Annotated in this window: 25 protein-coding genes; 19 read left to right on the forward strand and 6 right to left on the reverse strand. The window is 66.7% G+C overall.

What is annotated here, in order from left to right; genetic code table 11:
* From NA2_RS06950 to NA2_RS06980, 7 genes are all read left to right on the forward strand, one after another.
* Positions 1 to 882 (forward strand): carbohydrate ABC transporter permease, encoded by an 882-nt coding sequence (locus NA2_RS06950; protein ID WP_008595751.1) that lies wholly within the window; start codon positions 1 to 3, stop codon positions 880 to 882.
* A 5-nt stretch (positions 883 to 887) separates the two neighbouring features.
* The gene (gene argH, locus NA2_RS06955) at positions 888 to 2,366 is read left to right on the forward strand and encodes an argininosuccinate lyase (RefSeq protein ID WP_008595753.1); all 1,479 of its coding nucleotides are present in this window, start codon (positions 888 to 890) and stop codon (positions 2,364 to 2,366) included.
* Between the two features lie 4 nt (positions 2,367 to 2,370).
* Positions 2,371 to 3,429, forward strand: coding sequence for an ABC transporter ATP-binding protein (locus NA2_RS06960; protein ID WP_008595755.1), 1,059 nt, complete (start codon positions 2,371 to 2,373; stop codon positions 3,427 to 3,429).
* Positions 3,426 to 4,334, forward strand: coding sequence for a carbohydrate kinase family protein (locus NA2_RS06965; RefSeq protein ID WP_008595757.1), 909 nt, complete (start codon positions 3,426 to 3,428; stop codon positions 4,332 to 4,334). The genes NA2_RS06960 and NA2_RS06965 overlap by 4 nt, the downstream gene beginning before the upstream one ends.
* A 110-nt stretch (positions 4,335 to 4,444) precedes the next feature.
* Positions 4,445 to 5,071, forward strand: a complete 627-nt coding sequence (locus NA2_RS21235; RefSeq protein WP_008595759.1) for a glutathione S-transferase family protein — start codon at positions 4,445 to 4,447, stop codon at positions 5,069 to 5,071.
* Between the two features lie 105 nt (positions 5,072 to 5,176).
* A complete protein-coding gene (gene deoC / locus NA2_RS06975; protein WP_040677027.1) occupies positions 5,177 to 6,232 on the forward strand; it encodes a deoxyribose-phosphate aldolase in 1,056 nt (351 codons plus the stop codon).
* 217 nt (positions 6,233 to 6,449) lie between these two features.
* Positions 6,450 to 8,816, forward strand: a complete 2,367-nt coding sequence (locus NA2_RS06980) for an aldehyde dehydrogenase family protein (protein WP_008595764.1) — start codon at positions 6,450 to 6,452, stop codon at positions 8,814 to 8,816.
* On the opposite strand, the gene NA2_RS06985 is transcribed toward NA2_RS06980, so the two are convergent.
* Genes NA2_RS06985 through doeA form a run of 3 tightly spaced genes read right to left on the reverse strand, consistent with a single transcriptional unit; the run spans position 8,804 to position 11,853 of the window.
* Complete coding sequence (locus NA2_RS06985; protein WP_008595766.1) at positions 8,804 to 9,496, reverse strand: GntR family transcriptional regulator; 693 nt, start codon at positions 9,494 to 9,496, stop codon at positions 8,804 to 8,806. The two genes, NA2_RS06980 and NA2_RS06985, sit on opposite strands and share 13 nt — an antisense overlap.
* A 2-nt stretch (positions 9,497 to 9,498) precedes the next feature.
* Positions 9,499 to 10,665 carry an acetylornithine deacetylase gene (argE, locus tag NA2_RS06990; protein WP_008595769.1) on the reverse strand — a complete coding sequence of 389 codons (1,167 nt, stop codon included), beginning with the start codon at positions 10,663 to 10,665 and terminating at the stop codon, positions 9,499 to 9,501.
* Between the two features lie 3 nt (positions 10,666 to 10,668).
* Positions 10,669 to 11,853 carry an ectoine hydrolase DoeA gene (gene doeA, locus NA2_RS06995; RefSeq protein WP_040677028.1) on the reverse strand — a complete coding sequence of 395 codons (1,185 nt, stop codon included), beginning with the start codon at positions 11,851 to 11,853 and terminating at the stop codon, positions 10,669 to 10,671.
* Between the two features lie 226 nt (positions 11,854 to 12,079).
* On the opposite strand from doeA, the gene ehuB reads away from it, so the two are divergent.
* From ehuB to NA2_RS07050, 11 genes are all read left to right on the forward strand, one after another.
* Positions 12,080 to 12,937 (forward strand): ectoine/hydroxyectoine ABC transporter substrate-binding protein EhuB, encoded by an 858-nt coding sequence (ehuB, locus tag NA2_RS07000; RefSeq protein ID WP_157188155.1) that lies wholly within the window; start codon positions 12,080 to 12,082, stop codon positions 12,935 to 12,937.
* A 59-nt stretch (positions 12,938 to 12,996) separates the two neighbouring features.
* On the forward strand, positions 12,997 to 13,719 hold the full coding sequence (gene ehuC, locus NA2_RS07005) for an ectoine/hydroxyectoine ABC transporter permease subunit EhuC (protein WP_008595776.1): 723 nt from the start codon (positions 12,997 to 12,999) through the stop codon (positions 13,717 to 13,719).
* Between the two features lie 3 nt (positions 13,720 to 13,722).
* Positions 13,723 to 14,400: an ectoine/hydroxyectoine ABC transporter permease subunit EhuD gene (ehuD, locus tag NA2_RS07010; RefSeq protein WP_008595778.1), complete on the forward strand. Its 678-nt coding sequence runs from the start codon at positions 13,723 to 13,725 to the stop codon at positions 14,398 to 14,400.
* A complete protein-coding gene (gene ehuA / locus NA2_RS07015; RefSeq protein WP_008595780.1) occupies positions 14,397 to 15,173 on the forward strand; it encodes an ectoine/hydroxyectoine ABC transporter ATP-binding protein EhuA in 777 nt (258 codons plus the stop codon). Before ehuD ends, ehuA begins: the two co-directional genes overlap by 4 nt.
* A 3-nt stretch (positions 15,174 to 15,176) precedes the next feature.
* Positions 15,177 to 16,190 (forward strand): hydroxyectoine utilization dehydratase EutB, encoded by a 1,014-nt coding sequence (gene eutB, locus NA2_RS07020; protein WP_008595782.1) that lies wholly within the window; start codon positions 15,177 to 15,179, stop codon positions 16,188 to 16,190.
* Entirely contained in the window at positions 16,180 to 17,172 is a 993-nt protein-coding gene (locus tag NA2_RS07025) for a cyclodeaminase (protein ID WP_008595784.1), read from the forward strand. Before eutB ends, NA2_RS07025 begins: the two co-directional genes overlap by 11 nt.
* Before the next feature lie 2 nt (positions 17,173 to 17,174).
* Complete coding sequence (locus NA2_RS07030) at positions 17,175 to 17,663, forward strand: Lrp/AsnC family transcriptional regulator (protein ID WP_008595787.1); 489 nt, start codon at positions 17,175 to 17,177, stop codon at positions 17,661 to 17,663.
* Positions 17,664 to 17,789: 126 nt separating this feature from the next.
* A complete protein-coding gene (locus NA2_RS07035) occupies positions 17,790 to 19,274 on the forward strand; it encodes an NAD-dependent succinate-semialdehyde dehydrogenase (RefSeq protein ID WP_008595788.1) in 1,485 nt (494 codons plus the stop codon).
* Between the two features lie 12 nt (positions 19,275 to 19,286).
* The gene (locus NA2_RS07040; RefSeq protein ID WP_008595789.1) at positions 19,287 to 20,501 is read left to right on the forward strand and encodes a M24 family metallopeptidase; all 1,215 of its coding nucleotides are present in this window, start codon (positions 19,287 to 19,289) and stop codon (positions 20,499 to 20,501) included.
* A gap of 12 nt (positions 20,502 to 20,513) precedes the next feature.
* Positions 20,514 to 21,887 (forward strand): aspartate aminotransferase family protein, encoded by a 1,374-nt coding sequence (locus NA2_RS07045; protein ID WP_040677104.1) that lies wholly within the window; start codon positions 20,514 to 20,516, stop codon positions 21,885 to 21,887.
* An 82-nt stretch (positions 21,888 to 21,969) separates the two neighbouring features.
* Entirely contained in the window at positions 21,970 to 22,677 is a 708-nt protein-coding gene (locus NA2_RS07050) for a fumarylacetoacetate hydrolase family protein (protein ID WP_008595793.1), read from the forward strand.
* Positions 22,678 to 22,689: 12 nt separating this feature from the next.
* Here the strand turns inward: NA2_RS07050 and NA2_RS07055 are convergent, their stop codons facing one another.
* On the reverse strand, positions 22,690 to 23,148 hold the full coding sequence (locus NA2_RS07055) for a MaoC family dehydratase (protein ID WP_008595796.1): 459 nt from the start codon (positions 23,146 to 23,148) through the stop codon (positions 22,690 to 22,692).
* A gap of 369 nt (positions 23,149 to 23,517) precedes the next feature.
* On the opposite strand from NA2_RS07055, the gene rirA reads away from it, so the two are divergent.
* Positions 23,518 to 23,979, forward strand: coding sequence for an iron-responsive transcriptional regulator RirA (gene rirA, locus NA2_RS07060; protein ID WP_008595800.1), 462 nt, complete (start codon positions 23,518 to 23,520; stop codon positions 23,977 to 23,979).
* Between the two features lie 18 nt (positions 23,980 to 23,997).
* Here the strand turns inward: rirA and NA2_RS07065 are convergent, their stop codons facing one another.
* Both NA2_RS07065 and NA2_RS07070 read right to left on the reverse strand, forming a co-directional pair.
* Positions 23,998 to 24,792, reverse strand: a complete 795-nt coding sequence (locus NA2_RS07065; RefSeq protein ID WP_008595802.1) for a heme ABC transporter ATP-binding protein — start codon at positions 24,790 to 24,792, stop codon at positions 23,998 to 24,000.
* Positions 24,792 to 25,898: a FecCD family ABC transporter permease gene (locus NA2_RS07070; protein WP_008595804.1), complete on the reverse strand. Its 1,107-nt coding sequence runs from the start codon at positions 25,896 to 25,898 to the stop codon at positions 24,792 to 24,794. The genes NA2_RS07065 and NA2_RS07070 overlap by 1 nt, the downstream gene beginning before the upstream one ends.
* Position 25,899: the final 1 nt, after the last annotated feature.

A 25,899-nucleotide genomic window follows, 5' to 3' on the forward strand; every position in this document is an offset into this window, starting at 1 on the left:
ATGGCCGCACAGGACGCCGCGATCAAGGCTTCGAGCGACACGCTCTTTTCCGGCTCGTCGCGCGGCTCGCGCCGCAACATGGGCCAGTTCATCCGCTGGGCGCTGCTTTTTGGCGGCGGCATCCTGATGATCATGCCGATCGTCTTCATGCTGTCGACCTCGCTCAAATTCCCCTTCGAGGTCTACAATCTGAACCTGATCCCCGAAGAGCCGACCATCGAGAACTACACCTATGTGCTCGCCGACGGCCGGTTCTTCGGCTGGTTCTGGAACTCGCTGATCATCGCCACGCTGACCACCGTCTCGGCCGTCTTCTTCGACGCGCTGGTCGGCTACGCGCTGTGCAAGTTCAAGTTTCCCGGCCGCTACCTGATCTTCATCGCCATCCTCTCGACGCTGATGATCCCGACCGAGATGTTGGTCATCCCCTGGTACCTGATGAGCAAGAGCTTCGGCTGGCTCGACACCTATTGGGGCATCATGTTCCCCGGCATCATGACCGCCTTCGGCACCTTCCTGATGAAGCAGTTCTTCGAGACCGTTCCAGACGACTTCCTCGAAGCGGCGCGCATCGACGGGCTGAACGAGTTCCAGATCTGGTGGCAGGTGGCGATGCCGCTGGTGCGCCCGGCGCTCGCCGCCCTCGCCATCTTCGTCTTCCTCGGCAACTGGACCGCCTTCATCTGGCCGCTGATCGTCACCAATTCGGTCGACATGTACACGCTGCCCGTCGGCCTCTCGAGCTTCGGCGACGAGGTGGACGTCGCCTGGGAGCTGATCATGACGGGCGCCGCCATCTCGACCCTGCCGACGCTGGTCGTCTTCCTGGTGTTCCAGCGCTTCATCATCCGCGGCGTCGTGATGGCCGGGCTGAAAGGTTAGGACCGATGGAGAAGTTCCCCCATCCCGTCTACAAGGAGACGGTGCTCGCGCCGCTGTTCGAAGGCGTCAAGGCGCATTACGTTCCCGCCTTCCGCGCCATCAACCGCGCCCATCTCGTGATGCTCGCGGAAACCGGCATCCTGGGCGCGGATGACAGCCGCCGCATCGCCGCCGCCCTCGTCGACATCGACAGGACCGTCGATGTCGCCGCCCTCACCTATACCGGCGAGGTCGAGGACTATTTCTTCCTTGTCGAGGCTGAGCTGAAGAAGCGGCTCGGGCCGGATCTCGCCGGCATGCTGCACACGGCCCGCTCGCGCAACGACATGGACCACACGGTCTTCAAGCTGACCCTGAAGCGCCATGCGGACGCCATGATCGACAAGGCACAGGCGCTCGCCGCCGCCATGATCGACAAGGCTGCGGCCGAGCGCGATACGCTGATCGTCGCCTATACGCACGGCCAGCCGGCGCAACCCTCCACCTTCGGTCATTATCTCTCGGCGGCGGTCGAGGTGCTCCTGCGCGACATCGAGCGCCTACAGGCGGCGCGCGCCAATATCGACCATTGCCCCATGGGGGCGGCGGCCATCACCACCAGCGGCTTCCCCATCGACCGACAGCGCATGTCCGACCTGCTCGGCTTCGCCGGCCCGTTGCGCAATTCCTATGGCTGCATCGCCTCGGTCGACTACACGACCGGCTTCTACGCCGCGATCAAGCTGGTCTTCCTGCATCTCGGCCGCTTCATCCAGGACCTGCAGTTCTGGTCCGCCTTCGAGGTGGGCCAGCTCCATGTGCCGGGCAGCCTCGTGCAGATCTCGTCAATCATGCCGCAGAAGCGCAACCCGGTGCCGATCGAGCATCTGCGCCATCTCGCCTCGATGACCGCGGGCCGCGCCGACGCCATCGTCAACACCATGCACAACACGCCCTTCACCGACATGAACGACAGCGAGGGCGAGGTGCAGAGCGCGGGCTACGCGGCCTTCGAGAGCGGCGCGCGCGTGCTCGACCTGCTGGCGGCCCTCATCGCCGCCGTTTCCATCGACGGGGCGCGGGTTGCAAAAAACATCGACGCCGCCTGCATCACCGTCACCGAGCTTGCCGACACGCTGGTGCGCCGCGAGGGCCTGTCCTTCCGCCAGGCGCACGAGATCGCCGCCGACACGGCGCGCGCCGTGATCGCCGCCGGCACGCCGCTCGGCGCCGGTCATGCCGCCTTCGCACGGGCCTTCCGCGAGCGGACGGGCCGCGACAGCGCGCTCGACGAACCCGCCTTCGCCGAAGCCGTCAGCGCCCGCCATTTCGTCGCGCTGCGCGAGCGCTTCGGTGGCCCCGGCCCGAAAGCGATGGACGAGGCGCTCGCCGCCTACCGCGCCGCGCTCACCGCCCTTTCCGACCGCCAGGCGGCGGACGCCGCCCGCACCGCCGAGGCCCGGGCCGCGCTCGACGCCGCCTTCGACGCCCTTCTTCAGGAGTAGACTTTTGGCCACGCTCTCCCTTCGCAATCTCGTCAAGACCTACGGCAAGGTGGAGGTGCTGCACGGCATCGGCCTTGACGTCGCGGATGGCGAGTTCGTCGTGCTGGTCGGCCCGTCCGGCTGCGGCAAGTCCACCACGCTGCGCATGATCGCCGGCCTGGAAGAGGTTTCCGGCGGCGAGATCCACATCGGCGACCGGCTCGTCAACGATCTGGAGCCGAAGGACCGCGACATCGCCATGGTGTTCCAGAACTACGCCATCTACCCGCACATGTCGGTGCGCAGGAACATCGGCTTCGGCCTCAGGACGGCAAGAATGCCGAAGGCTGACAAGGAGAAGCGCATCGAGGAAGTGGCCGCCATCCTCGGCATGACCGATCTTCTCGAACGCCGCCCCAACCAGCTTTCCGGCGGCCAGCGCCAGCGCGTCGCCATCGGCCGCGCCATGGTGCGCAACCCGGCCGTCTTCCTGTTCGACGAGCCGCTGTCCAATCTCGACGCGCAATTGCGCACGCAGATGCGCCTGGAGATCAAGAAGCTGCACCAACGGGTCGGCAACACGATCATCTTCGTCACCCACGACCAGGTGGAGGCGATGACCATGGCCGACCGCATCGTCATCATGAAGGATGGCCATATCCAGCAGGTCGGCACGCCGCTCGAGGTCTATCACAAGCCGGCGAATATTTTCGTCGCGCAGTTCATCGGCGCGCCCTCGATGAACATGCTGCCGGGCATCTGGAGCAAGGGTGGCGTGACGCTCGCCGACGGCGCGCGGATCGCCCTGCCCCATCGCAAGGCAACCGAGGGCGCCGAGGTGGTGCTCGGCCTGCGGCCGGACGATCTTCTCGTGACGCAGGACAAGGGCCTCTTCTCCGGTACCGTCAACATCGTCGAGCCGCTCGGCGCCGACACGCTCGTCCATGTCGCCGTCAACGGCCACGAGGTCATCGCCAAGGCGTCGGGCCGCGAGCCGCCGAAGACCGGCGCGACCGTGGCGCTCACCGCCGATGCCGGCGAGATGCACCTGTTCGATGCCGGCAACGGGGAGGCCCTGCCGTGACGCAGGCTCCGCGCTCAGGACATGCCGGCCGCGTCATCTCGGTTGGCCGGCTCTATTGCGACCTCATCTTCACCGGCCTGCCGAAAATGCCGACGCTCGGCGAGGAAGTGTTCGCCGGCGGCCTGTCGCTGACGCCCGGCGGCGGCGCCTTCATCACGGCTGCCTATGTGGCCGCGCTCGGCCGTCCCGTATCCCTCGCCTCGGCCCTCCCCTCCGGTCTGTTCGCCGAGGCGCTGATGCCGGAGCTGACGGCAAGCGGCGTCGACCTTTCCGCCTCGCAGCCCACGTCTGCCGCGCTCGACCCGCAGATCACGGTCGCGATGGCGTCCGGTGTCGAGCGCGCCTTCCTGACGCGCCGTTCCGGTCCCGCAGTGCCGCCCGGCTTCGCCGCCGCGCTCGCCACGGGCCGCTTCGCGCATCTCCATATCGGCGAGCTGGCGACGCTGGTGGAGGAGCCGTCGCTCGTGCCGCTGGCGCGCGCCGCGGGCATGACCGTGTCGCTCGACTGTTCGTGGGACGATGCGGTGCTGGCGCGCGACGACTTGGCCGCGCTGATCGCCTCGGTGGACATTTTTCTGCCCAACGAGACGGAGGCCGACCGGCTCGGCATCTCTTCCTCCGCGCCGCCGCCCGCCCCTCTGACCGTCGTCAAGCGCGGCGCGCATGGCTCGGTGGCGCTCAGCGCCGAGGGCGCCGTCTTCGTCAAGGCGCGTCCTGTCGAGGTGATCGATTCCACCGGCGCGGGCGACGCCTTCAATGCCGGCTTCATCGACGCCTGGCTTTCCGGCCTGCCCGTCGAGCGCTGCCTGCGCGCCGGAAACCGCTGCGGCGCGGAAGCCGTCACCCGCATCGGCGGGGCGACGGAGCTGCCCGATCTCGCGGCACTGCTGGCGAAGCGCGCGTAGGCAGTCGAGCCGGCAGGGACAGCCATGCCGCCGGCTTGTGCTCCGACCCCGGCGCATCTAGGATCGATCCGCAGGCTCATGAAGTCGCTGCAAGACCGAGGAGGAGGCGATTGCCCCCCTACAGGCTCTTCTGGGAAGCCATGTCCGGCGCGATGGCGCTGGAGATTCTGCTGGAGGAAATGGGGATCGCCTATGTCCCTGTGCCGGTCGACATGGCTGCGGGCGAGCACAAATCCGCCGGCTATCTCGCCCTGAACCCCACCGGACAGGTCCCCGCGCTGGCACTGCCCACCGGCGAAGTGATCGGCGAAAGCGCGGCGATCGTCATCGCGCTCGGCGAACGGCATCCCGGGTCGCCACTGGTGCCGGGCGCCGGGTCGCCGCTGCGCGCGCGCTTCCTGCGCTGGCTCGTCTACATGGCCGCCAGCCCCTACATGACCTTCGTTCAGTTCAATCATCCCGAGCGTTTCATCGAGGATGAAGCTGCGCATCCGGCGCTGGTTGAGAACGCCAGGCGACGGCTCCTCGGCCAGTTCACTGCACTCGACCGCGCCATATCGGGATCACCCTTCTTCCTGGAAAGCGGGGTCAGCGCGCTGGACTTCTATCTCTACATGCTGATCGAGTTTCTGGGGGACAACCGGCAGGCATTCGACGGCCGCGCCAGACTGGCGTCGCTCCACCATGCCGTGGCGGCGCGTGAGCCGGTGGCGCGCGTGCGGGCGCGGCACGGATAACGATCCGCCATTGGGACAGGACCAGACCGGGAGACAGGATAAGCCTTGTCAGGCCTGCCCATCTCATGAAAGATGCCGGCTTCAATCCTGTTGCGTGAGTTGACCATGAGTGGAAAGACCGAGCAGACCATGATCGGCGGCGCCAGCGTTCATCCATTGCCACGCTCGGCCGACAACACCGCGAAACCGCCCGCGCCGCATGCAGGCGGGCTGAGCCGCAACCCCGGTATGCCGCTCGACCTCGGCTGGCTCGAGGCGATGCGCCACATCAACCGCAGCGCGCTGGAGCGCCGGGTGGACACGCTCGGCAAGCGCCGCTCGATCAAGAAGGAGCATCAGGCCGCCTGGCTCCTGCGCGCCCTGGCGGTGATGGACCTGACCACGCTGTCCTCCGACGACACGCCCGACCGCGTGCTGCGGCTCTGCGCCAAGGCGCGCAACCCGCTGCGGCCCGACCTCATGGCCGGGCTCGGCATCGAGGACGAGGAGATCACGCCGGCCGCCGTCTGCGTCTATCATCCCTTCGTCTCGATCGCGGCGGAAGCGCTTGCCGGCACCGGCATCCATGTGGCGGCGGTCTCCACCGCCTTTCCGCACGGGCTGGCGCCGCTCCCGACGCGGATCGCCGAAATCCGCGCCTCGGTCGAGGACGGCGCCGACGAGATCGACGTGGTGATCCCGCGCGGCCTTGTGCTCGGCGCGCACTGGGAGGAGCTTTACGACGAGATCGCCCAGTTCAGGGCGGCCTGCGGGCAGGCGCATCTGAAGGTCATTTTGGGCACGGGCGATCTCGCGACCCTGCGCAACGTCACGCTCGCCTCGATGGTGGCGATGATGGCCGGGGCGGACTTCATCAAGACCTCGACCGGCAAGGAAAGCGTCAATGCCACCCTGCCCGTCGGCCTCGCCATGGTACGGTGCATCCGCGCCTATCACGAACACACGGGCATCCATATCGGCTTCAAGCCGGCCGGCGGCATCTCGACGGCCAAGGCCTCGCTCGACTGGCTGGTGCTGATGAACGAGGAGCTCGGACGGCGCTGGCTGGAACCAGACCTGTTCCGCTTCGGCGCGTCGAGCCTCCTGACCGACATCGAGCGGCAGCTCGAACATCACCTGACCGGGCGCTATTCTGCCGCCCACCGCCACGCCATGGCCTGACCATGCTTCATTCTTCAAGCCGCGCACCTGCACGCCCCCCTCTGGCCTACCGGCCATCTCCCCCACAAGGGGGGAGATTGGATGGCCGCGTAGGTTTCGCCAAAAGGCAAGGTCTGCACAACGCCCATGAAGCGATGATCTCCCCCCTTGTGGGGGAGATGGCCGGCAGGCCAGAGGGGGGTGTGACGCGCGCCAACGCATTTCCAGGAGCCCATCCATGACCATACTCGATCGTTTCAAGGCCATGGATTACGGCCCTGCGCCCGAATCGCGCGGCGAGGCGGACCAGTGGCTGGCCGCCCGCGACCTGGCGAAGACCTTGTTCATCGACGGCGAATGGCGGGCGGCGAAGTCCGGCGCCCGCTTCACCACCGTCGAGCCGGCCACCGGGGCAGCGCTGGCCGAAATCTCGGAGGCCAGCAGCGGCGATGTAGACGATGCGGTCAAGGCGGCGCGCAAGGCGCTTTCGGCATGGCGGAAGAAGTCCGGCTATGAGCGTGCCCGCGTGCTCTACGCCATCGGCCGCGGCATGCAGCGCCACGCGCGCCTGTTCGCCGTGCTGGAATCGCTCGACAACGGCAAGCCGATCCGCGAGAGCCGCGACATCGACGTCCCGCTGGCGATCCGCCATTTCATCCACCATGCGGGCTGGGCGCAGACGCTCGACCGCGATTTTCCGGGCTTCGAGCCCGCCGGCGTCGTCGGCCAGATCATTCCGTGGAACTTTCCGCTGCTGATGCTCGCCTGGAAGATCGCGCCGGCGCTCGCCACGGGCTGCACCGTGGTGCTGAAACCGGCCGAGTTCACGCCGCTGACGGCGGTCCTGTTCGCGGAAATCTGCGCACGGGCCGGCGTGCCGAAGGGCGTCGTCAACATCGTGCAGGGCGGCCCGGAAGCGGGCGAAGCCATCGTCAACCACCCCGACATCGACAAGATCGCCTTCACCGGCTCCTCGGAAGTGGGCAAGATCATCCGCCGCGCCACCGCCGGCACGGGCAAGAAGATTTCTCTGGAACTCGGCGGCAAGTCCGCTTTCATCGTCTTCGAGGACGCCGATCTAGACAGCGCCGTCGAGGGACTTGTGGACGGCATCTGGTTCAACCAGGGCCAGGTCTGCTGCGCCGGCTCCCGCCTTCTCGTCCAGGAGAGCGTCGCCGAGCGCTTCATCGGCAAGGTGAAGGCGCGGATGAGCCATCTGCGGCTCGGCGACCCGCTCGACAAGAACACCGACATCGGCCCGCTGATCGCTCCCTCGCAGCTCGCGCGGGTGACCGGCCTCGTTGCCGAAGGCGCGCGGCAGGGCGCGGAATGCTGGCAGCCGGCCTCCGACCTGCCGCAGGGCGGCTATTACCACCTGCCGACGCTCGCCACCGGCGTCGCCCCGTCCAACATCCTGGCGCAGGAGGAGGTGTTCGGTCCGGTGCTGGCGGCGATGAGCTTCCGGACGGCCGACGAGGCCGTGGCGCTGGCCAACAACACCCGCTACGGGCTAGCCGCCTCCATCTGGAGCGAGACCATCAACCGCGCGCTGGAAACCGCGCCGAAGCTGAAGGCCGGCGTTGTCTGGATCAACGGGACCAACATGTTCGACGCCGCCTGCGGCTTCGGCGGCTACCGCGAGAGCGGCTTCGGCCGCGAGGGCGGTCGCGAGGGGCTGATCGAGTATCTGGCGCGCGCCAAGACGAAGGGGGAATACAGGCGCATCGAGATACCGGCGGCGAAAGCCGGCGAAAGCGAGGACGGGCTGATCGATCGCACGCCGAAACTCTTTATCGGCGGCAAGCAGGTGCGGCCGGACGGCAATTACGCCCTCCCCGTCACCACGCCGAAAGGCCGCCTCCTCGGCGAGGTCGGGGCCGGCAACCGCAAGGACATCCGCAACGCGGTCGCCGCCGCGCGCGCCAGCAAATGGGGTTCGGCGACCGGCTACAACCGCATGCAGGTGCTGTATTTCATGGCGGAAAACCTCGCCGCGCGCGCCGACGAATTCGCCGCGCGGCTGGCGGCCCTGACGGGCGAGAGCGCCAAGAAGGCGCGGGCCGAGGTCGAGGCCGGCATCGAATGCCTGTTCGCCGCCGGCGGACTTGCCGACAAGTATGAAGGCCGCGTCCACCAGCCGCCCATGCGCGCCGTGACGCTGGCGCTGCACGAACCGGCGGGCGTGGTCGGGATCGTCGCGCCGGACGAGGCGCCGCTTCTGGCGCTGCTTTCCATGCTCGGCCCGGCGCTCGCCATGGGCAATTCGGTGGTTCTCGTGCCGTCGGAGCGCTATCCGCTGATCGCCACGGACCTCTATCAGGTGATCGAGACCTCAGACCTGCCGGCCGGCAGCGTCAACATCGTCACCGGCGGCAGCGCCGAGCTTGCGGAAGTGCTCGCCAAACACGACGATCTGGACGGGCTGTGGTGCGTCGGCGATCGGGCGCTGTGCACCACGGTCGAGCGGGAATCGGCCGGCAATCTGAAGCGCGTTTGGACCAATGCCGGCCATGCGGTCGACTGGAGCGACGCGGCGCGGCTTGCGGACGATTTCCTCCGCCGCGCAGTCGAGGTGAAGAACGTCTGGGTGCCCTACGGCGACTGAGGGTGGGCGGCGGCGTAGAGCCGGGCGAAGCTCATCGCCACATGCGAGCGCCTGATGTGTCCGACCGCCTCCAGTTCGCCGCTCTCGATCGCCGCCACGATGTCGGCAACCTCGTGGCGGAAGAAGCGGATCTCGTCCTCCAGCATCGCCTCGTAGCGGGTCAGCCGCGCGGCATTCTTCAGCCAGATGCGCGTCGTCTGGTAGTAGAGACGCTCCGAGAACTCGCGCAGCGGCTCGTTGCCCGTCAGCGTCATCAGGAGATGGAAGAAGTCCATGTTGATGCGGGCGAACTCACGCGCATCCGGCTCGCCGCGCAGGCGGTCGCAGCGCGCGAGCAGCGTGCGGAACTCCGCCCGCCGCGCCGCGTCCGGCCGCACCGGCGAGAGCTTTCCGATCAGTTCGGCAAGCTCGACGCGCAACTGGTAGACCTGCTGCAGGGAATCGATGTCGATGTCCGTGACGATGGTGCCGACGCCGTGCATGGAGCGCAGCAGACCCTCGTCCTCCAGGCGGGCGAGGACGCGGCGGATCGGCGTCCGGCTGGTCTCGAACTCCTCCGCCAGGTCCTCCTCGCGCAGCCGCATGCCCGGCGGATAGTCGAGCATGCAGATGCGTTCGCGCAGCAACGCGTAGATCCGTTCGAACCGCGATCGTCTCTCGCGTCTTGCTCCGCCCGCCATGCTCAGCCCAGTTTCCCCAACAGCCGCTCCAGCATAGAGAGACATTCGGACAACTGGTCAAGGCCGACGAACTCGTCGGCCTTGTGCGCCTGCTCGATGGAGCCCGGCCCGCAGATCACCGAGGAGATGCCGGCCTTCTGGAACAGTCCCGCCTCGGTGCCGAACGCCACCACTTCCGCCTCGCTGAGCCCGGTCAGCTCGGAAACGATGCGCCGCGCCTCCGATTCGCTCACGGGCTCCAGCCCGTCCACCTCGCCGATGACATGGGTGACGATATCCGCCTCGGCGTATACGGCCCGCATCGCGGGCAGCAGCTCGCGGGCCACATAGGCCCCGATCCCCTCCTTGACGAAGTCCGCGTCCGCCTCCTGCACGGGCCGCATCTCCCAGTCGACCGCGCATTGGCCGGCGATGACGTTGTGCGCCACGCCACCGGCGATGCGGCCGATCTGCAGCGTGGTCCAGGGGGGCTGGAACCGGCTGTTGTCCGGCGCCCTGCCCTTCAGCTCCTCGGCGAGCCTCATCAGCCGCGTGATGTAGCGAACGGCGTATTCGACGGCGTTGACGCCGCGCGCAGGATCGGACCCGTGCCCTTCCAGCCCGCGGAACTCGGTCGTGTATTCGAAGCAGCCCTTGTGGCCCTCGATGATGCGCATCATCGTCGGCTCGCCGATGATGGCGACGGAGGGGCGTATCTCCTGCCGCTCCAGTTCCTTCACCAGAGCCCGCCCGCCGAGGCAGCCGACCTCCTCGTCGTAGGTGAAGGCGAAGTGCAATGGCCGCTTCAGCGTGGCCGCGGCGAAATCGGGCGCCATGGCCAGGCAGCAGGCGATGAAGCCCTTCATGTCGCATGTCCCGCGTCCGTAGAGCCGGCCGTCCGCCTCGCGCAGGATGAAGGGATCGCCGGTCCAGTCCTGGCCAGCGACGGGAACCACGTCGGAATGGCCGGAGAGGACGATGCCGCCATCGCCCTCCGGTCCCAACGTGGCGAACAGGTTCGACTTGGTGCCGGTCTCGTCCAGCGTCACCGAGAGCCGCGCGCCAAAACCGCTCAGCGCGTCGCCGGCATAGGCGATCAGCTCCAGGTTGCTGTCGGCCGAAATGGTGGGAAACCCCACCAGATCGGCCAGAATGCGCCGGGTTTCATCAAGGCGTGAATGAACGGCCACGGCTCAATCCTTGACGATCAGTTCGCGCGGCCGGCGGCAGAGCGCCTCGGCGGGACCTTCCGGCTTGATGAGAATGCTCTCGGTGATCTCCAGCCCCCAATCGGCCATCCACAGGCCGGGCATGAAATGGAAGGTCATGCCGGCTTCCAGCACGGTCTCGTCCTCGCGGCGCAGCGAGATGGTGCGCTCGCCCCAGTCCGGCGGATAGGAAATGCCGATCGGATAGCCGCAGCGACCGTCGCGCGAGATGCCGGCCTTCTCCAGCGCCGCATAGAGCGCATCGGCGATCTGGCCGGCCCGGTTGCCCGGGCGGGCGATTTCAAGTCCGGCCTCGATGCCTTCCTGCAGCGCCTTCTCCGCGTCCAGCATGTGCTGCGGCGGCTTGCCTAGGAAGACCGTGCGGCAGAGCGGCGCGTGATAGCGCCGGTAGCAGCCGGCGATCTCGAAGAAGGTCGCGTGTCCCTGCTCGAAGCGGCGGCCGTCCCAGGTCAGATGCGGCGCGGCCGCGTCGGACCCCGACGGCAGCAGCGGCACGATCGCCGGATACTCGCCCCAGTCGTCATCGACGCCGCGAATGGCGTCGGCATAGATCTCGGCCACCAGATCGTTCTTCTTCATGCCCGGCTCGATGCGCTCGACGATGCCGTCGATCATCTTCTCGGAAATGCGCGCGGCGCGGCGCATGAAGACGATCTCCTCCTCCGACTTGACGGCGCGCTGCCAGTTCACCAGCGCCGTGGCGTCGACGAAGGTCGCGTCGGGGAGCTCCTCCTTCAGGACCAGATAGGCCTTGGCGGAGAAATAGTAGTTCTCCAGCTCCACCCCGATGCGCTTGTTGCCGTAGCCGTAGGCGCGCAGGATCTCCGCCAGATGCTGCATGGGATGCAGGGTATTGGCCTGCACGTAGTGATCGGGATAGCGCAGCACCCGCGCGTCATCCATGTAGACGGTGCGCACCGCGCCGTTCCCGTCCATCGACCGCCCCCACCAGAGCGGTTCCTCGTCCTTCAGGACGATGACGCCCTGGTGCACGTAGAAGGACCACCCGTCATACCCCGTCAGCCAGGCCATGTTGGAAGGATCCTCGACAAACAGGATGTCGATCCCCTTCGCCTCCATGGCGGCGCGGGTCTTTTCGAGGCGCGCGGCATATTCCTGCGCGCTGAAGGGCATTTGGACTGCTGGCATATATCCTCCGGACCGGAAAGACCGGGCGGTCCAGCCGCCCGGAAACAGAACCACTCATCGGCATTTCCGCCTTGTGTACAACTACTCCATCAACACAATTCAACTGGCGACAACAGCAAGAAAGCGACATGAAAAGTCGTTGACTTTATCTCTGGCCGCATGATGTTGTGTACAAATGACCCGTCGGTCAACAATCTCGATCAAACCAACGACAATGGGAGACGTCATGAGACGCACGGTTCTGAAAGGTATGCTCGCGCTCGGAGCGCTGGCGCTTTCTCTGGGCACTGCCGCAACCACCGCCCAGGCGCAGGACGCGCTCGAACGCGCGAAAGAGTCCGGCTACATCCGCGTCGGCTTCGCCAACGAAGCCCCCTATGGGTTCGCAACCCCCGATGGCAAGCTGACCGGCGAAGCGCCGGAAGTCGCCAAGGCCATCCTCGCGAAGATGGGCATTGAGGAAGTGGACGGCGTGCTGACCGAGTTCGGCTCGCTCATCCCCGGCCTGAAAGCCGGCCGTTTCGACATCATCGCCGCCGGCATGTTCATCAATCCGAAGCGCTGCGAGCAGGTGCAGTTCTCCGAACCGTCCTACGGCATCGGCCAGGCGTTCCTGGTCGCCGAGGGCAACCCGAAGGGCATCACGGACTACGGCACGGTGGCCGGCAATGGCGACCTGAAGCTCGCCGTGATGGCCGGCGCCGTCGAGAAGGGCTATGCCGAGAAGGCCGGCGTCGCCGAAGGCCAGCTGGTGATCCTGCCCGACCAGTCGAGCCTTGTCAGCGCCGTCAAGGCCGGCCGCGCCGACGCTGCGGCGCTTACGGCCCTTTCCATCGCCCGGATGGCCGACAACAATGAAGGCGTCGAATCGACAGAACCCTTCGGCGAGGTGGCCGGCGAATCCGTGAAGGGCCATGGCGGCTTCGCCTTCCGCCCCGAGGACAAGGCGCTTTACGAGGAATTCAACAAGAACCTCAAGGAGTTCATCGGTTCGGACGAGCATGTCGCGCTCGTGACGCCGTTCGGCTTCGGCAAGGGATATCTGCCCAACAAGTCGACCGAAGAACTCTGCGCCGGCGAGTAGGCGCAGCCGATGGCCGGCCGGTTCCTCCGGCCGGCAACTGACAAACCGGAGGGGACGGCATGCAGCTTCGCCCGCTTGCGATCTGTGCCATCGTGTTCTTTACGGCGGGCCTTGCCGTAGCCAGTTTCGCGAATTTCAGGGAGTTCATCCCCGGCTTGCTGCAGGGTGCCTGGATCACCGTCCAGATCACCATCGGCGGCTGCATCGTCGCCGTCGTTGCCGCCCTCCTCGCGGCCATCGCCAGAATGTACGGCCCCGCACCGCTCCGCTGGCTGGCGGTCAGCTATATCGAGCTGTTCCGCGGCACGTCCGCGCTGGTGCAACTGTTCTGGCTCTTCTTCGTGCTGCCGCATTTCGGCATCGTGCTCGAACCGATGAGCGTCGCCATCGCGGCGCTCGGGCTGAATGTCGGCGCCTATGGGGCGGAAGTGGTGCGCGGGGCGATCACCGCGGTGCCGCGTGGCCAGTGGGAAGCCTCCGTCGCGCTCAACATGCCGCGCAAGCTCGCCCTGCGCCGCATCATCCTGCCGCAGGCCTTCGCGGCGATGATCCCGCCCTGGGGCAATCTCTTCATCGAACTCCTGAAGGCGACGGCGCTGGTGTCGCTGATCACCATCTCGGACCTCGCCTTCAAGGCGCAGCAGATGAACCAGACGACCTTCCGCACGGTCGAGATCTTCTCCATCGTGCTGGTCATGTATCTCGCCATATCGATCCTGATCACGGTCGGCATGCGCGCCCTCGAAACCGTCGCCGCGCGCGGCATGGCACGCGGGAGATAGGCGATGTTCTGGGACTGGAACTACGTCTGGGAGATCATGCCGACGCTGCTTCGCGCCTCCGTGGTGACGATCGAGGCAACGCTCCTCGGCTTCGCCCTCGCCGCCGTGCTGGGCCTCGTCATGGCCATCCTGCGCATGTCGAAATCCCAATGGATCAGCGTCCCGACGGCCGCCGTGATCGAGTTCATCCGCTCGACGCCGCTGCTGATCCAGATCTTCTTCATCTTCTTCGTGTTTCCGGAGTTCGGCCTGGTCCTGCCGGCGATGACGGCCGGCGTCATCGCGCTCGGCCTGCACTACGGCGCCTATTGCTCGGAAGTCTACCGCGCGGGCCTGGAGAACGTGCCGCGCGGGCAATGGGAAGCCTCCACAGCGCTCAATCTCAGCCCCTACATCACCTTCCGGGACATCATCATTCCACAGGCCATACCGCCCGTGATCCCGGCGCTCGGCAACTATCTGGTCGCGCTGTTCAAGGAAACGCCGCTCCTCTCGGCCATCGCCGTCCTGGAGCTGATGCAGACGGCGAAGATCCTCGGCTCCGAGAGCTTCCGCTATGTCGAGCCGATTACCCTGGTCGGCGGCTTCTTTCTCATCATGAGCCTGGTCGCGTCGATGTTCATCCGCCAGGTGGAAAGCTCCCTCAATCGCAGCCTGCGCAACCCCGGAGGCGACAAATGACGACCCCGATGGTCAAGTTCGACAACGTAACCAAGCGCTATGGCTCGCTGACGGTGCTCGATTCCCTCAATCTGGAGATCGCACCCAACGAGAAGGTGGCGATCATCGGCCCGTCCGGCTCCGGCAAGACGACGGTGCTGCGCATGCTGATGACGCTGGAGCGCATCAATGACGGTGTCATCTACGTCGATGGCGAGCCGATGACCCACATGGAGAAGAACGGCGCGCTGGTGCCGGCGAGCGAGCGCCACCTGCGCCGGGTGCGCGGCAATATCGGCATGGTGTTCCAGCACTTCAACCTGTTCCCGCACATGTCGGCGCTCAAGAACTGCATGGAGGCGCCGATCCATGTGCTCGGCCTGCCGCGCGTCGAGGCGGAGGAGCGGGCGGCCGAACTGCTCGATATGGTCGGCCTCGGAGACAAGAAGGGCCACTATCCCAGCCAGCTCTCCGGCGGCCAGCAGCAGCGCGTGGCGATCGCCCGCGCCCTGGCGATGCGCCCCAAGGTCATGCTGTTCGACGAGGTGACCTCGGCGCTCGACCCCGAACTGGTGGGCGAGGTCCTGCAGGTGATCCGCAGGCTCGCGAAGGAACACAGCCTGACCATGCTGATGGTGACGCACCAGATGGGCTTCGCCAAGGAATTCGCCGACCGGGTCTGCTTCTTCCATTCCGGCAAGATCGCCGAACAGGGCGCGCCGGAAGACCTTTTCAACAATCCACGGGAAGAGCGCACGCAGCAGTTTCTGAGCGCCGTTCTGGAAGCCGGCTGAACCATGGCGGATCTGACGCTCGCCGACGTCCTGGCGGCGCGCCGGAGGATTTCCGGCGTGGCGACGCTCGGGACGCCGCTGGTCCCCTCGCCCCATCTGGAAGCGCTTGCCGGCGGCCCTTTCCTGCTCAAGCTGGAGATCGGCCAGGCGACGGGCGCTTTCAAGCTGCGCGGCGCGGCCAACGCGGTGTTCAGCCTTTCCGACGACGCCACGGGGGTCACATGCTGTTCGACGGGCAATCATGGCCGGGCCGTCGCCTATGCCGCGCGGGCGCGCGGCCTCGGCGCGGTCGTCTGCATGTCGAGGCTGGTGCCGCAGGCCAAGGTCGACGGCATTCGCGCGCTGGGAGCGGAAGCCCGCATCATCGGCGGCAGCCAGGACGAGGCCCAGCTCGAAAGCCGGCGGCTGGCGGAAGAGGAAGGGTTCTGCGAGGTCTCCCCCTTCGACGATCCTCACGTGATCGCCGGACAGGGCACGATCGGCCTCGAGCTTCTGGAACAGTGTCCGGACCTCGCGACCGTTCTCGTTCCCCTGTCAGGCGGCGGCCTCGCTGGCGGCATCGCCGCCACCGTCAAGCAGATCAAGCCGTCGATCCGCGTGATCGGCATCACCATGGAGCGGGGCGCGGCCATGTACCAGTCGGTCAGGGCGGGACATCCCGTGCCGGTCACCGAAGTGGCCAGCCTGGCGGATTCGCTGGGCGGCGGGATCGGCGAGGACAACCGCCACTCGTTCGGGCTTTGCCAAAAATACCTGGACGAGATCGTCCTCGTCACCGAGGAAGAGATCTACCGGGCCATGCAGGCGCATTACTTCGAGGACCGGATCGTCTGCGAGGGAGCGAGCGCGGTCGGAGCCGCCGCCCTGATCGCCGGCAAGATCGGGCCTACGCTCGGCCCCGTGGCCAGCATCATCACCGGGCGCAATGTCGACATGGCCGTGTTCACCGACATCGTGTCCGGCCGCGACGTGACGCTCGGCGACTGGACCCTCAGAGGAAAACCCCATGCCGCATGACATTCTCGTCCTCACCGAGCCGGAACTGAAACGGGCCGTCGCGCTCGATCTCGACGCCATCGACGTGGTGGAAAGCGCCTTTGCCGCCCTTGCTTCGGGAAAGGTGGTCATGCCACCCATCCTGTCGATGGAGATCCCGGGCGCCAATGCCGAAGTGGACGTGAAGACCGCCTATATTCCGGGCTTCGACGGGTTTGCGATCAAGGTCAGCCCCGGCTTCTTCGACAATCCCAGGATCGGCCTACCGAGCCTCAACGGGCTGATGATCCTGTTCTCGGCGAAAACCGGACTGGTGGAGGCCCTGCTTCTCGACAACGGTTTCCTGACCGATGTGCGCACGGCGGCAGCCGGCGCCGTCGCCGCGCGGCATCTTGCACCGTCTGTCGTCACGACGGCCGGCGTGATGGGAACCGGTGTGCAGGCGCGCCTGCAGATGTTTGCCGCTCATCAGGTCCGGCCGTTCGAACGGGTCCTCGTGTGGGGGCGCGACGCCACCAAGGCCGCCGCCTGCGCTTCCGACATCGCCGGCCATCTCGGCATCGACGCGCGGGCGGAAACCGATCCGGCGCGGCTCGTCGCGGAAAGCCAGCTCGTGGTCACGACCACGCCGGCGCGCGCGCCTATCCTGAAGGCCGACTGGCTGCATCCGGGCCTGCATGTCACCGCAATGGGGTCCGACCAGGAAGGCAAGAACGAGATCGACCCCGCGGCGCTTGCCCGCGCCGACCTCTATGTCGCCGACAGAGTCAGCCAGTGCGAGAAGCTGGGGGAACTCGCCGCGGCGATCGGAGCGGGTGTCTGGAACGGAAAAACCCCTGCGGAGCTCGGTGAGATCGTTGCCGGCGCGAAGACGGGACGCACGGACGACAGCCAGGTCACCATCTGCGATCTGACCGGGACCGGTGCGCAGGACACGGCCATCGCGACGTTTGCGCGGCAGCAGGCCTTGACAGCGGGAGCCGGCACGACGATCCAGAGCTGACCATGCTCAAGCTCGACCACCGCGACATCAAGATTCTCTCGATCCTGCAGAAGGAGGGCCGCATCTCAAAGGCGGCGCTCGCCGAGCGGGTGAACCTGACGCCCGCGCCCTGCTGGGAAAGGCTGAAGCGGCTGGAGAAGGCCGGGATCATCACCGGCTACCGGGCCGAGATCGCCCTGTCGAAGGTCATGCCGTCCATCACCGTGTTCATGGCGGCGGAGCTGGAAGGACATCGCGCCGAGGATTTCCAGCTTTTCGAACGCAGCGTCCAGACCATCGATGCAATCGTCGGCTGCTGGGCTGTCGGCGGCGGCTTCGACTACATCGTGCAGATTATCGCCCGCGACATCGACGCCTACCAGCGGCTGATCGATCAGCTTCTGGAGGCGCGCGTCGGGCTGGCGCGCTATTTCACCTATATCGTGACCAAGCCGGTCAAGCAGCCCGGCGCCCTGCCACCGGGCCTTCTCGGCGCCGCGCCGAAGGAATAGCAGGCGAAGGGACGAAAGTTCGAACGATTCATTGGCGGCGGGGCGACGCTTCTGCGGAAAATTCTCCGCCGCGCCGGGCATGATCGGAGCAGTTTCCTTGACGAGACCTGCTTCGGGAGTGAGCCGATGTCCGCATTCGCAGCGCTGCAGAAAACCTCGCTTACAGATCTGGCTGACCCGCGCCTGTTCCGTGAATACGCCTATGCGGACGGCCAGTGGATCGCCGCGCCGGGCGACCCGGTGATCGACGTTCTCAATCCCGCCGACGGCGCGCGCATCGGCTGCGTGCCGGCGCTGTCCTCGGCACAGGTCGACGAGACCATCGCGGCGGCGCAGGCGGCCTTCCCCGCGTGGTCGGCCCTGCTGCCGCAGGAGCGCGCGCGCCTGCTGACGGCGTGGCACGGCTTGATCCTCGAGGCCCGCGAGGACCTGGCGCAACTGATGGTCCTTGAACAGGGCAAGCCCCTTTCCGAGGCGCGCGGCGAAATCGACTACGCCGCCTCCTTCGTGTCCTTCTATGCCGAGGAAGCAAAACGCGTCGCCATCGAAAGCGTGACCTCGCACCTGCCCGACGCCGACATGCAGGTTTCGCGGGAGCCGGTGGGCGTGGCCGCCCTCATCACACCCTGGAATTTCCCGAGCGCGATGCTGACGCGCAAGGCGGCGGCTGCGCTCGCCGCCGGCTGCACGGTCGTCGCCCACCCCTCATCCGAGACGCCGTTCTCCGCCCTGGCGCTGGCGGAACTCGGCGAGCGGGCGGGACTTCCCGCGGGGGTCTTCAACGTGCTGACGGGCAAGGCGGCCGAAGTGGTCGGCGCTATGACGGCCTCGCCGCATGTGCGCGCCCTCTCCTTCACCGGCTCCACCGAAATCGGCCGTCTGCTCTACGCACAATCCGCGCCGACGGTGAAGCGGCTGGTGATGGAACTGGGCGGCCATGCGCCCTTCATCGTCTTTGCCGACTGCGATCTGGAACGGGCCGTGGACAGCGCCATGTCGGCGAAGTTCGCGACATCGGGACAGGATTGCCTGGCGGTGAACCGGTTCTATGTCGAACGCCCGATCTACGATGCCTTCGTTGCAGCCTTCGCGCGCCGCGTCGAGGCGCTGAGCGTGGGGGCCGGGCTCGCCGATCCCGATATCGGCCCGCTGATCCACGAACGGGCCGTCGCGAAGCAGGAAGAACATGTGGCCGATGCGCTGAAGAAGGGCGCGCGGCTGGTTGCAGGTGGCGGGAAGGCGCCGCACGGGCCGAACTTCTTCCTGCCCACCGTCCTGGCGGATGTCCCCGAGACGGCCCTGCTGTTCCGCGAGGAGACCTTCGGTCCCGTCGCCGGTTTCGCGCCGTTCGATGGCGAGGACGAGGTTCTGCAGAAAGCCAACGCAACGGAAACCGGGCTTGCCGCCTATCTCCACACGCGCGATCCCGGCCGCATCGCCCGCTTCTCGCGCGGGCTGACCTTCGGCATGGTGGCGGTCAATCGCACCAAGATCACCGGCGCGCCGATCCCCTTCGGCGGGGTCAAGCAGGCGGGTCTCGGCCGAGAAGGGTCCAGGCATGGGCTCGAAGCCTTCACCGACATCAAATATGTCTGCCGCGATACGAACTGAACCGGGGCGCGCATGTTCGACAATCCCTTCAGCGACGCGGAATTGAGCGGCAGGCTCTCGGCGGTGCGCGGCGCGATGGCCGCGCGCCGGCTCGACATGGCCCTGCTGTCGACGCCGGAAAACATCTTCTATCTGACCGGCCTCGACCATTGGGGCTATTTCGCGCCGCATCTGCTTATCGTGCCCATGGAGGGCGAGATGATCCTCGTGACGCGGCAGATGGAGCGCGTGTCGATCGAGAAGCAGGTGCGCAACGCGCTGTTCCAGGGGCATGGCGACCACGAGACCGCTGCCGACCTGGCGGTGCGCGTGCTGAAGGATTCCTTCGCGGCGAAGGAGCGCTCGCGCGCCGTCCTTGAAACCGTGGTGTCGCAGATCGAGAAGCAGACCGCTGGCACGGTCCGCATCGGCGTTGAGACCTGGTCGTCGGGCCATTCCTACGGATTCGGCAAGGCGCTTCGCGACAGTCTGGATACGGTGGAGTGGGTCGACATCACGGAACTGGTCGACCATCTGCGGCTCGTCAAGTCGCCGGCCGAGCAGGCACTGATGCGCAAGGCTGCGGCGGTGTCCGACGCGGCGGCGGAAGCCGCCATCGCGATGATCGCCGATGGGGCGGCCGAACGCGACGTGGTGGCCGAATGCCATGCTGCGATGATCCGGGCCGGCGGAGAGGCTCCGGGTTTCGGTCCCTTCATCCGGCCGGGCGGGCGGCTCGGCGAGGAACACGCCACCTGGGGCAACGGCGCCTATCGCGACGGCGAGCCCGTGTTCATCGAGCTGTCCGGCTGCGTTAGCCGTTATCACGCCCCCCTCGGGAGGCTCGTTCATGTGGGCTCGATCCGCGACGAGGATGCGCGCATGGCGGAAACGGTTCTGAAGGCCTTCGATGCGGTGCTTCGCGCCCTGAAGCCGGGTGTCAGGGCGCGCGACGTCTATGCCGCCTGGCAGGCCGTCGCCGACGATGCGGGGCTTGCCGAGTATCGCCGCCACCATTGCGGCTACTGCGTCGGCATCGGATTCCCGCCCTCCTGGACCGGCGGCAACCGGGTGACCGGACTGCGCCACGACAGCGACCTCGAGATCCGCGAGGGCATGAGTTTTCACATTCTTTCCTGGCTGATGGGAACGGGTAAAGGTGACTTCTTCCTCTCCAATGCGGTGCTGCTTAGTGCCGACGGCGCGGAAGTGCTGACCCGGACCCCCAACGGCCCAACCATTCGATAGGAGGCAGACATGCTGTTGAAGAACGACCAGCTCGACCAGTGGGACCGGGAGAACTTCTTCCATCCCTCGACCCACCTCGCCCAGCATGCGCGCGGCGAGAGCCCGACGCGCATCGTGACCGGCGGCAGCGGCGTCCATATCGAGGACCGCGACGGCAACCGGCTGCTCGATGCCTTCGCGGGCCTCTATTGCGTCAATGTCGGCTACGGCCGCACCGAGATCGCCGACGCGATCGCCGAGCAGGCGAAGGAGCTGGCCTATTACCACGCCTATGTCGGGCACGGCACGGAGGCCTCCATCCGCCTGGCCAAGATGATCCTCGACCGGGCGCCCGAGACCATGTCCAAGGTCTATTTCGGCCTCGGCGGCTCGGACGCCAACGAAACGAACGTCAAGCTGATCTGGTACTACAACAACATTCTCGGGCGACCCGAGAAGAAGAAGATCATCTCGCGCTGGCGCGGCTATCACGGCTCCGGGCTGATGACCGGCTCGCTGACCGGCCTCGAACTGTTCCACAAGAAGTTCGACCTGCCGCTGGCGCAGGTTCTGCACACGGAAGCGCCCTATTACTACCGGCGCCCCGACCTCGCCATGAGCGAAGCGGACTTCACCGCCCATTGCGCCGCCGAACTCGAGGCGCTGATCGAGCGCGAGGGCGCCGACACGATCGCCGCCTTCATCGGCGAGCCGGTGCTGGGCACCGGCGGCATCGTTCCGCCGCCCGCCGGCTACTGGCAGGCGATCCAGAGGGTGCTCAAGAAGCACGACATCCTGCTTGTCGCCGACGAGGTGGTGACGGGCTTCGGCCGTCTCGGCTCCATGTTCGGGTCGCTGCACTACGACATCGAGCCGGACCTGATCACGATCGCCAAGGGCCTGACTTCGGCCTATGCGCCGCTGTCCGGTTCCATCGTCGGCAAGAAGATGTGGGACGTGCTGGAGCGCGGCACGGACGAGAACGGTCCCATCGGTCACGGCTGGACCTATTCCGCGCATCCCATCGGTGCGGCCGCCGGCATCGCCAATCTGGAGCTGGTGGACAAGCTCGGCCTCGTGAAGAACGCGACGGAGACCGGCGGTTATCTGCTCGACGCGATGCGCGACGCCCTGGGCAACCATGCGCATGTCGGCGAAGTGCGCGGCGAAGGCATGCTGTGCGCTATCGAGTTCGTCGAGGACCGGGATGCGCGCCGCTTCTTCGATGCCTCGCGCAAGATCGGCCCGCAGATGGCGGCGGCTCTGCTCGAACGCGGCGTCATCGGCCGCGCCATGCCGCAGGGCGACATACTGGGCTTTGCGCCGCCCCTGTGCCTGACGCGGGAGGAAGCCGACATCGTGGTCGATGCGACCGTGAAGGCCGCGAAGGCTGTGTTCGGAGACTGACCTGCCGCATCGGGCGGGCTGGACCTTGCCCTGAACCATCAATTCGGCCATGTCTCTCCGCATCGTCTTGTCGGAGAGCATCATGGCCGAATTTGCGTTTCCCCCCGCCCCCCAGCCCAGCGTGGCCATCGCCGGCAGCCCGGACCGCTTTCCGGTGCGACGCATCTTCTGCGTCGGGCGCAATTATGCGGCGCATGCGCGCGAGATGGGCGCGGATCCGAACCGCGAGCCGCCCTTCTTCTTCACCAAGCCGGCCGATTCAGTCGTCGGCGACGGCGCGACGGTCCCCTATCCGGCGCTGACGGAGGATCTGCATCACGAGATCGAACTGGTGGTCGCCATTGGCACGGGCGGGCGCAACATCGCGAACGCTGATGCGCTCGGCCACGTCTTCGGCTACGCGGCCGGCATAGACCTGACGCGCCGCGACCTGCAGGGCGAGGCGAAGAAGACCGGACGCCCGTGGGACTGGGGCAAGGCTTTCGACAACTCCGCCCCCTGCGGAGCCGTCGCCCCCGTCGGCGTCACCGGGCACCCGGCAAGCGGCGGCGTCTGGCTGAAGGTCAATGATGAGATTCGCCAGCAGGGCGATCTGGCGGAACTGATCTGGCCGGTGGCCGACGTCATCGCCATCTGCAGCCGCGCCATGGAGTTGAAGGCCGGCGACCTCATCTACACCGGGACGCCGGCTGGAGTCGGCGCCGTCAAGGCGGGCGATCGACTTTCAGGCGGGATCGACGGCGTCGGCACGATCTCCATCACCATCATCGGCGCGCGCCTGGCGGGCTGAGCGGGTTCATCCCTACTGATCGTCTACGATGAGGAGAACGATGGTCTCGGCGGCGAGCGCCGGCGTCTCCCCGCCTTCGATCTCGACTTCGCTGTGATGGCGGATCAGAAGGCGTCCCGGCGCCTTCTCCTCGACCCCGCTCAGACGGGCACGCAGGCGCACGCGGGCGCCGGCCTTGACGGGTGCCAGAAAGCGCAGCCTGTCGAGACCATAGTTGATCACCGTGCCCAGGCGAACCGGCCATGCACCGCTGTCGTAAGACAGGCTGGACAGGAGCGACAGGGTCAGGAAACCGTGGGCGACCGGTACGCCGTAAGGGCTTTCGCACCGCGCGCGCTCGCGGTCGACATGAATCCACTGGCGGTCGTTCGTGCAGTCGGCGAAACCGTCGATCATCGACTGATCGACCTCGACCCATTGCGAAACCGTTTCCGTGGCGCCGATATGCTGTTCCAGGACATGCGCGTTCATGGGATTGCCTTTCTGCCGTTTCGACGGACGGATGACGCCGCACGGCGCGGCCGTTGCCTACCGAGTTCCGCTCCCGCACCGTCCGGATCGCGATCCCTGGATGGCCGGGACTGAACGCAGGCGAATAGCGTCGAACTCACTCACATGCCGTTTTCGCAGCGCAGCGGCCGCTCCCATGGCGCGGCGAATATTGTGCATTGCAGCAGACTTGGCAAGAAAGAAGCGTGATCGGAGCAATCATGGGTTGCCGAATCGAGCAGACGGCAAACCACAAAAAGTTGATTTTTTTTCTCAGATTTTTTGCGCGACACTCTGGAATTGTTCTAAATGATAGGCCATAATACATGACAGTCATGCAAGAGGATCGTTATGCGGTTAACCAGACAGACCAACTATGCCATCAGAATCCTGATGTACTGCACGGCCAATGAAGGCCGCCTGAGCCGCATCTCGGATATCGCCGAAGCCTACACGCTCTCCGACCTTTTCCTGTTCAAGATCCTGCAACCCCTCGTGGAGCACGGTTTTGTGGAAACAGTGCGCGGCCGTCACGGCGGCGTGCGCCTGGCCAAGCCGGCGGAAGCGATCTCGCTTTTCGATGTGGTGCGGATCACCGAGGACAATTTCGCCATGGCGGAGTGCTTCGAGAACGACGCCGCCGACTGCCCGCTGGTGGAAAGCTGCGGGCTGAACGCGGCCCTGCGCGAGGCGTTGAACGCATTCTTCGACGTGCTCGCGCGCTACACGATCCGCGATCTGGTGGATGCGAAGCCGAACATGCGCGACCTGCTCGGCATCGACAACCTGCCCGAACGCGTCGCCGCCGGCTGAGACGCCGGAGCGCGGCGTTCAGGCCTGCGCCGCCTGCGGCAGGACGAACGGACCGCCGTTCGCGGGCGTCGCGCCGATCCTGATCCTGCATTCGAAGACGTCCGACACGAGCGCGTCGGTGAGGACGTCGGAAACCGACCCGGCCGCTGCAAGGCGGCCGCGGTGCATCATGGCGACGTGATCGGCGAACTGCGCCGTCAGGTTGAGATCGTGCAGGACCGCGATCACCCCCCCGCCCGCGGCGGCGAAGGCGGCAGCGATGTTCATGATGATCAGCTGATGCTTGATGTCGAGGCTGGAGACCGGCTCGTCGAGCAGCAGATAGCGCGGCATGCCGTCGAGCACCGGCCTCCAGACCTGACAGAGGACGCGGGCAAGCTGAACGCGCTGCTGTTCGCCGCCTGAAAGCTCCTGATAGTAGCGGCCGGCAAAGCCCGCCAGATCCACCCTGGCCAACGCCTTGTCCGGCAGGTGCACGGCCTCGTCGTCGCGAACGCCCGATCGGCCGCTCATCAGGCCGAGCCGGACGATCTCGCGAACGGTATAGGGAAAGGACAGGGTCGTCGACTGCGGCAGGACCGCCCGATGAACCGCCGCCTGCCAGGGCTTCATCGCGCTCAGCGCGACACCGTTGATGCGGATATCCCCGCTGAACGCCAGATCCCCGGCCAGGGCCTTGAGCAGAGTGGTCTTGCCCGAGCCGTTCGGCCCGACGATCGCCGTGAGCTGACCCGGCCGCGCCGTCAGACCGACATCGGACAGGATGGGCCGGCTGCCGAAGCTGACGGAAAGGTTGCTGATCTCGATCGACATCACAAATCCAGCAAGCCGCGCTGCCGCAGCAATATCCAGAGGAAGAACGGTGCGCCGATGGCGGCCGTGACGATGCCTATGGGAAGCTCGGCCGGGGCCACGATCATCCGGCTGATGGCGTCGGCGACGAGCAGCAGGCATGCCCCGAGCAGCGCCGAGGCCGGCAGAAGATAGCGATGCTCCGGCCCGATGGTCAGGCGCAGGAGATGCGGAACGACGATGCCGATGAAGCCGATGCCGCCGGCCACCGCCACGGACGCGCCGGTGGCCGCGGCGACGGCAACGATCGCCGCGTTCTTCACGCGCTGCACCGGGATGCCCAGATGGTTGGCCGAGGCCTCCCCCAAAACCATGCCGTCCAGCCCGCGCGCCAGAAAGGGCGTCGCGAGCAGCGCCAGAACGATGATCGGCCCTGCCGCCCAGATCTTGCTCCACGTGGAGCCGGCAAGCGACCCCAGCCCCCAGAAGGTCAGGTCGCGCAATTGCTGGTCGTCCGCCAAGTAGACCAGCACGCCGGAGAAGGCGCCCGCCATCGCCGCAAGCGCGATCCCGGCGAGCAGCATGGTCGCAATGGAGGTCTGGCCGCGCCGCGTGGCGACCCGATAGAGAAGGAGCGTCGACGCCAGGCCGCCGAAGAAGGCGGCGAGCGGCAGCGCATAGATGCCGGCCAGAGGGACCGCGGGTCCAAGGACCGTGCCTCCGAGCACGATCACCGTGATCGCGCCCAGTCCGGCGCCGGAGGCGACACCGACGATGCCCGGATCGGCGAGCGGGTTGCGAAACAGGCCCTGCATCACCGCGCCGGAAACGGCCAGGGCCGCGCCCACGAGGCTGCCGAGCAGGATGCGCGGCAGGCGGATGTCCATGACGATGATGCGGTCGCGCTCGGACAGCACGCCGGTTTCGGCGCCGCCGATGCCGAGCCAGCCGACAACCAGATCCCGGAGGGAGGCGTCCGACGCGCCGGAGGCAAGGCTCGCGGTGCAGATGACGCCGTAAAGTCCGATCAGAAGCAGGATCGCCACCCGTGCGCGCGCCGTGCGATCCCCTGGCAGGTGGATCGAAAGTCCGGCGGATGCCGGAGCCGTCTGCTCGCCTAACGCCATC

The organism is Nitratireductor pacificus pht-3B, assembly GCF_000300335.1.
Classification (GTDB): Bacteria; Pseudomonadota; Alphaproteobacteria; order Rhizobiales; family Rhizobiaceae; genus Nitratireductor; species Nitratireductor pacificus.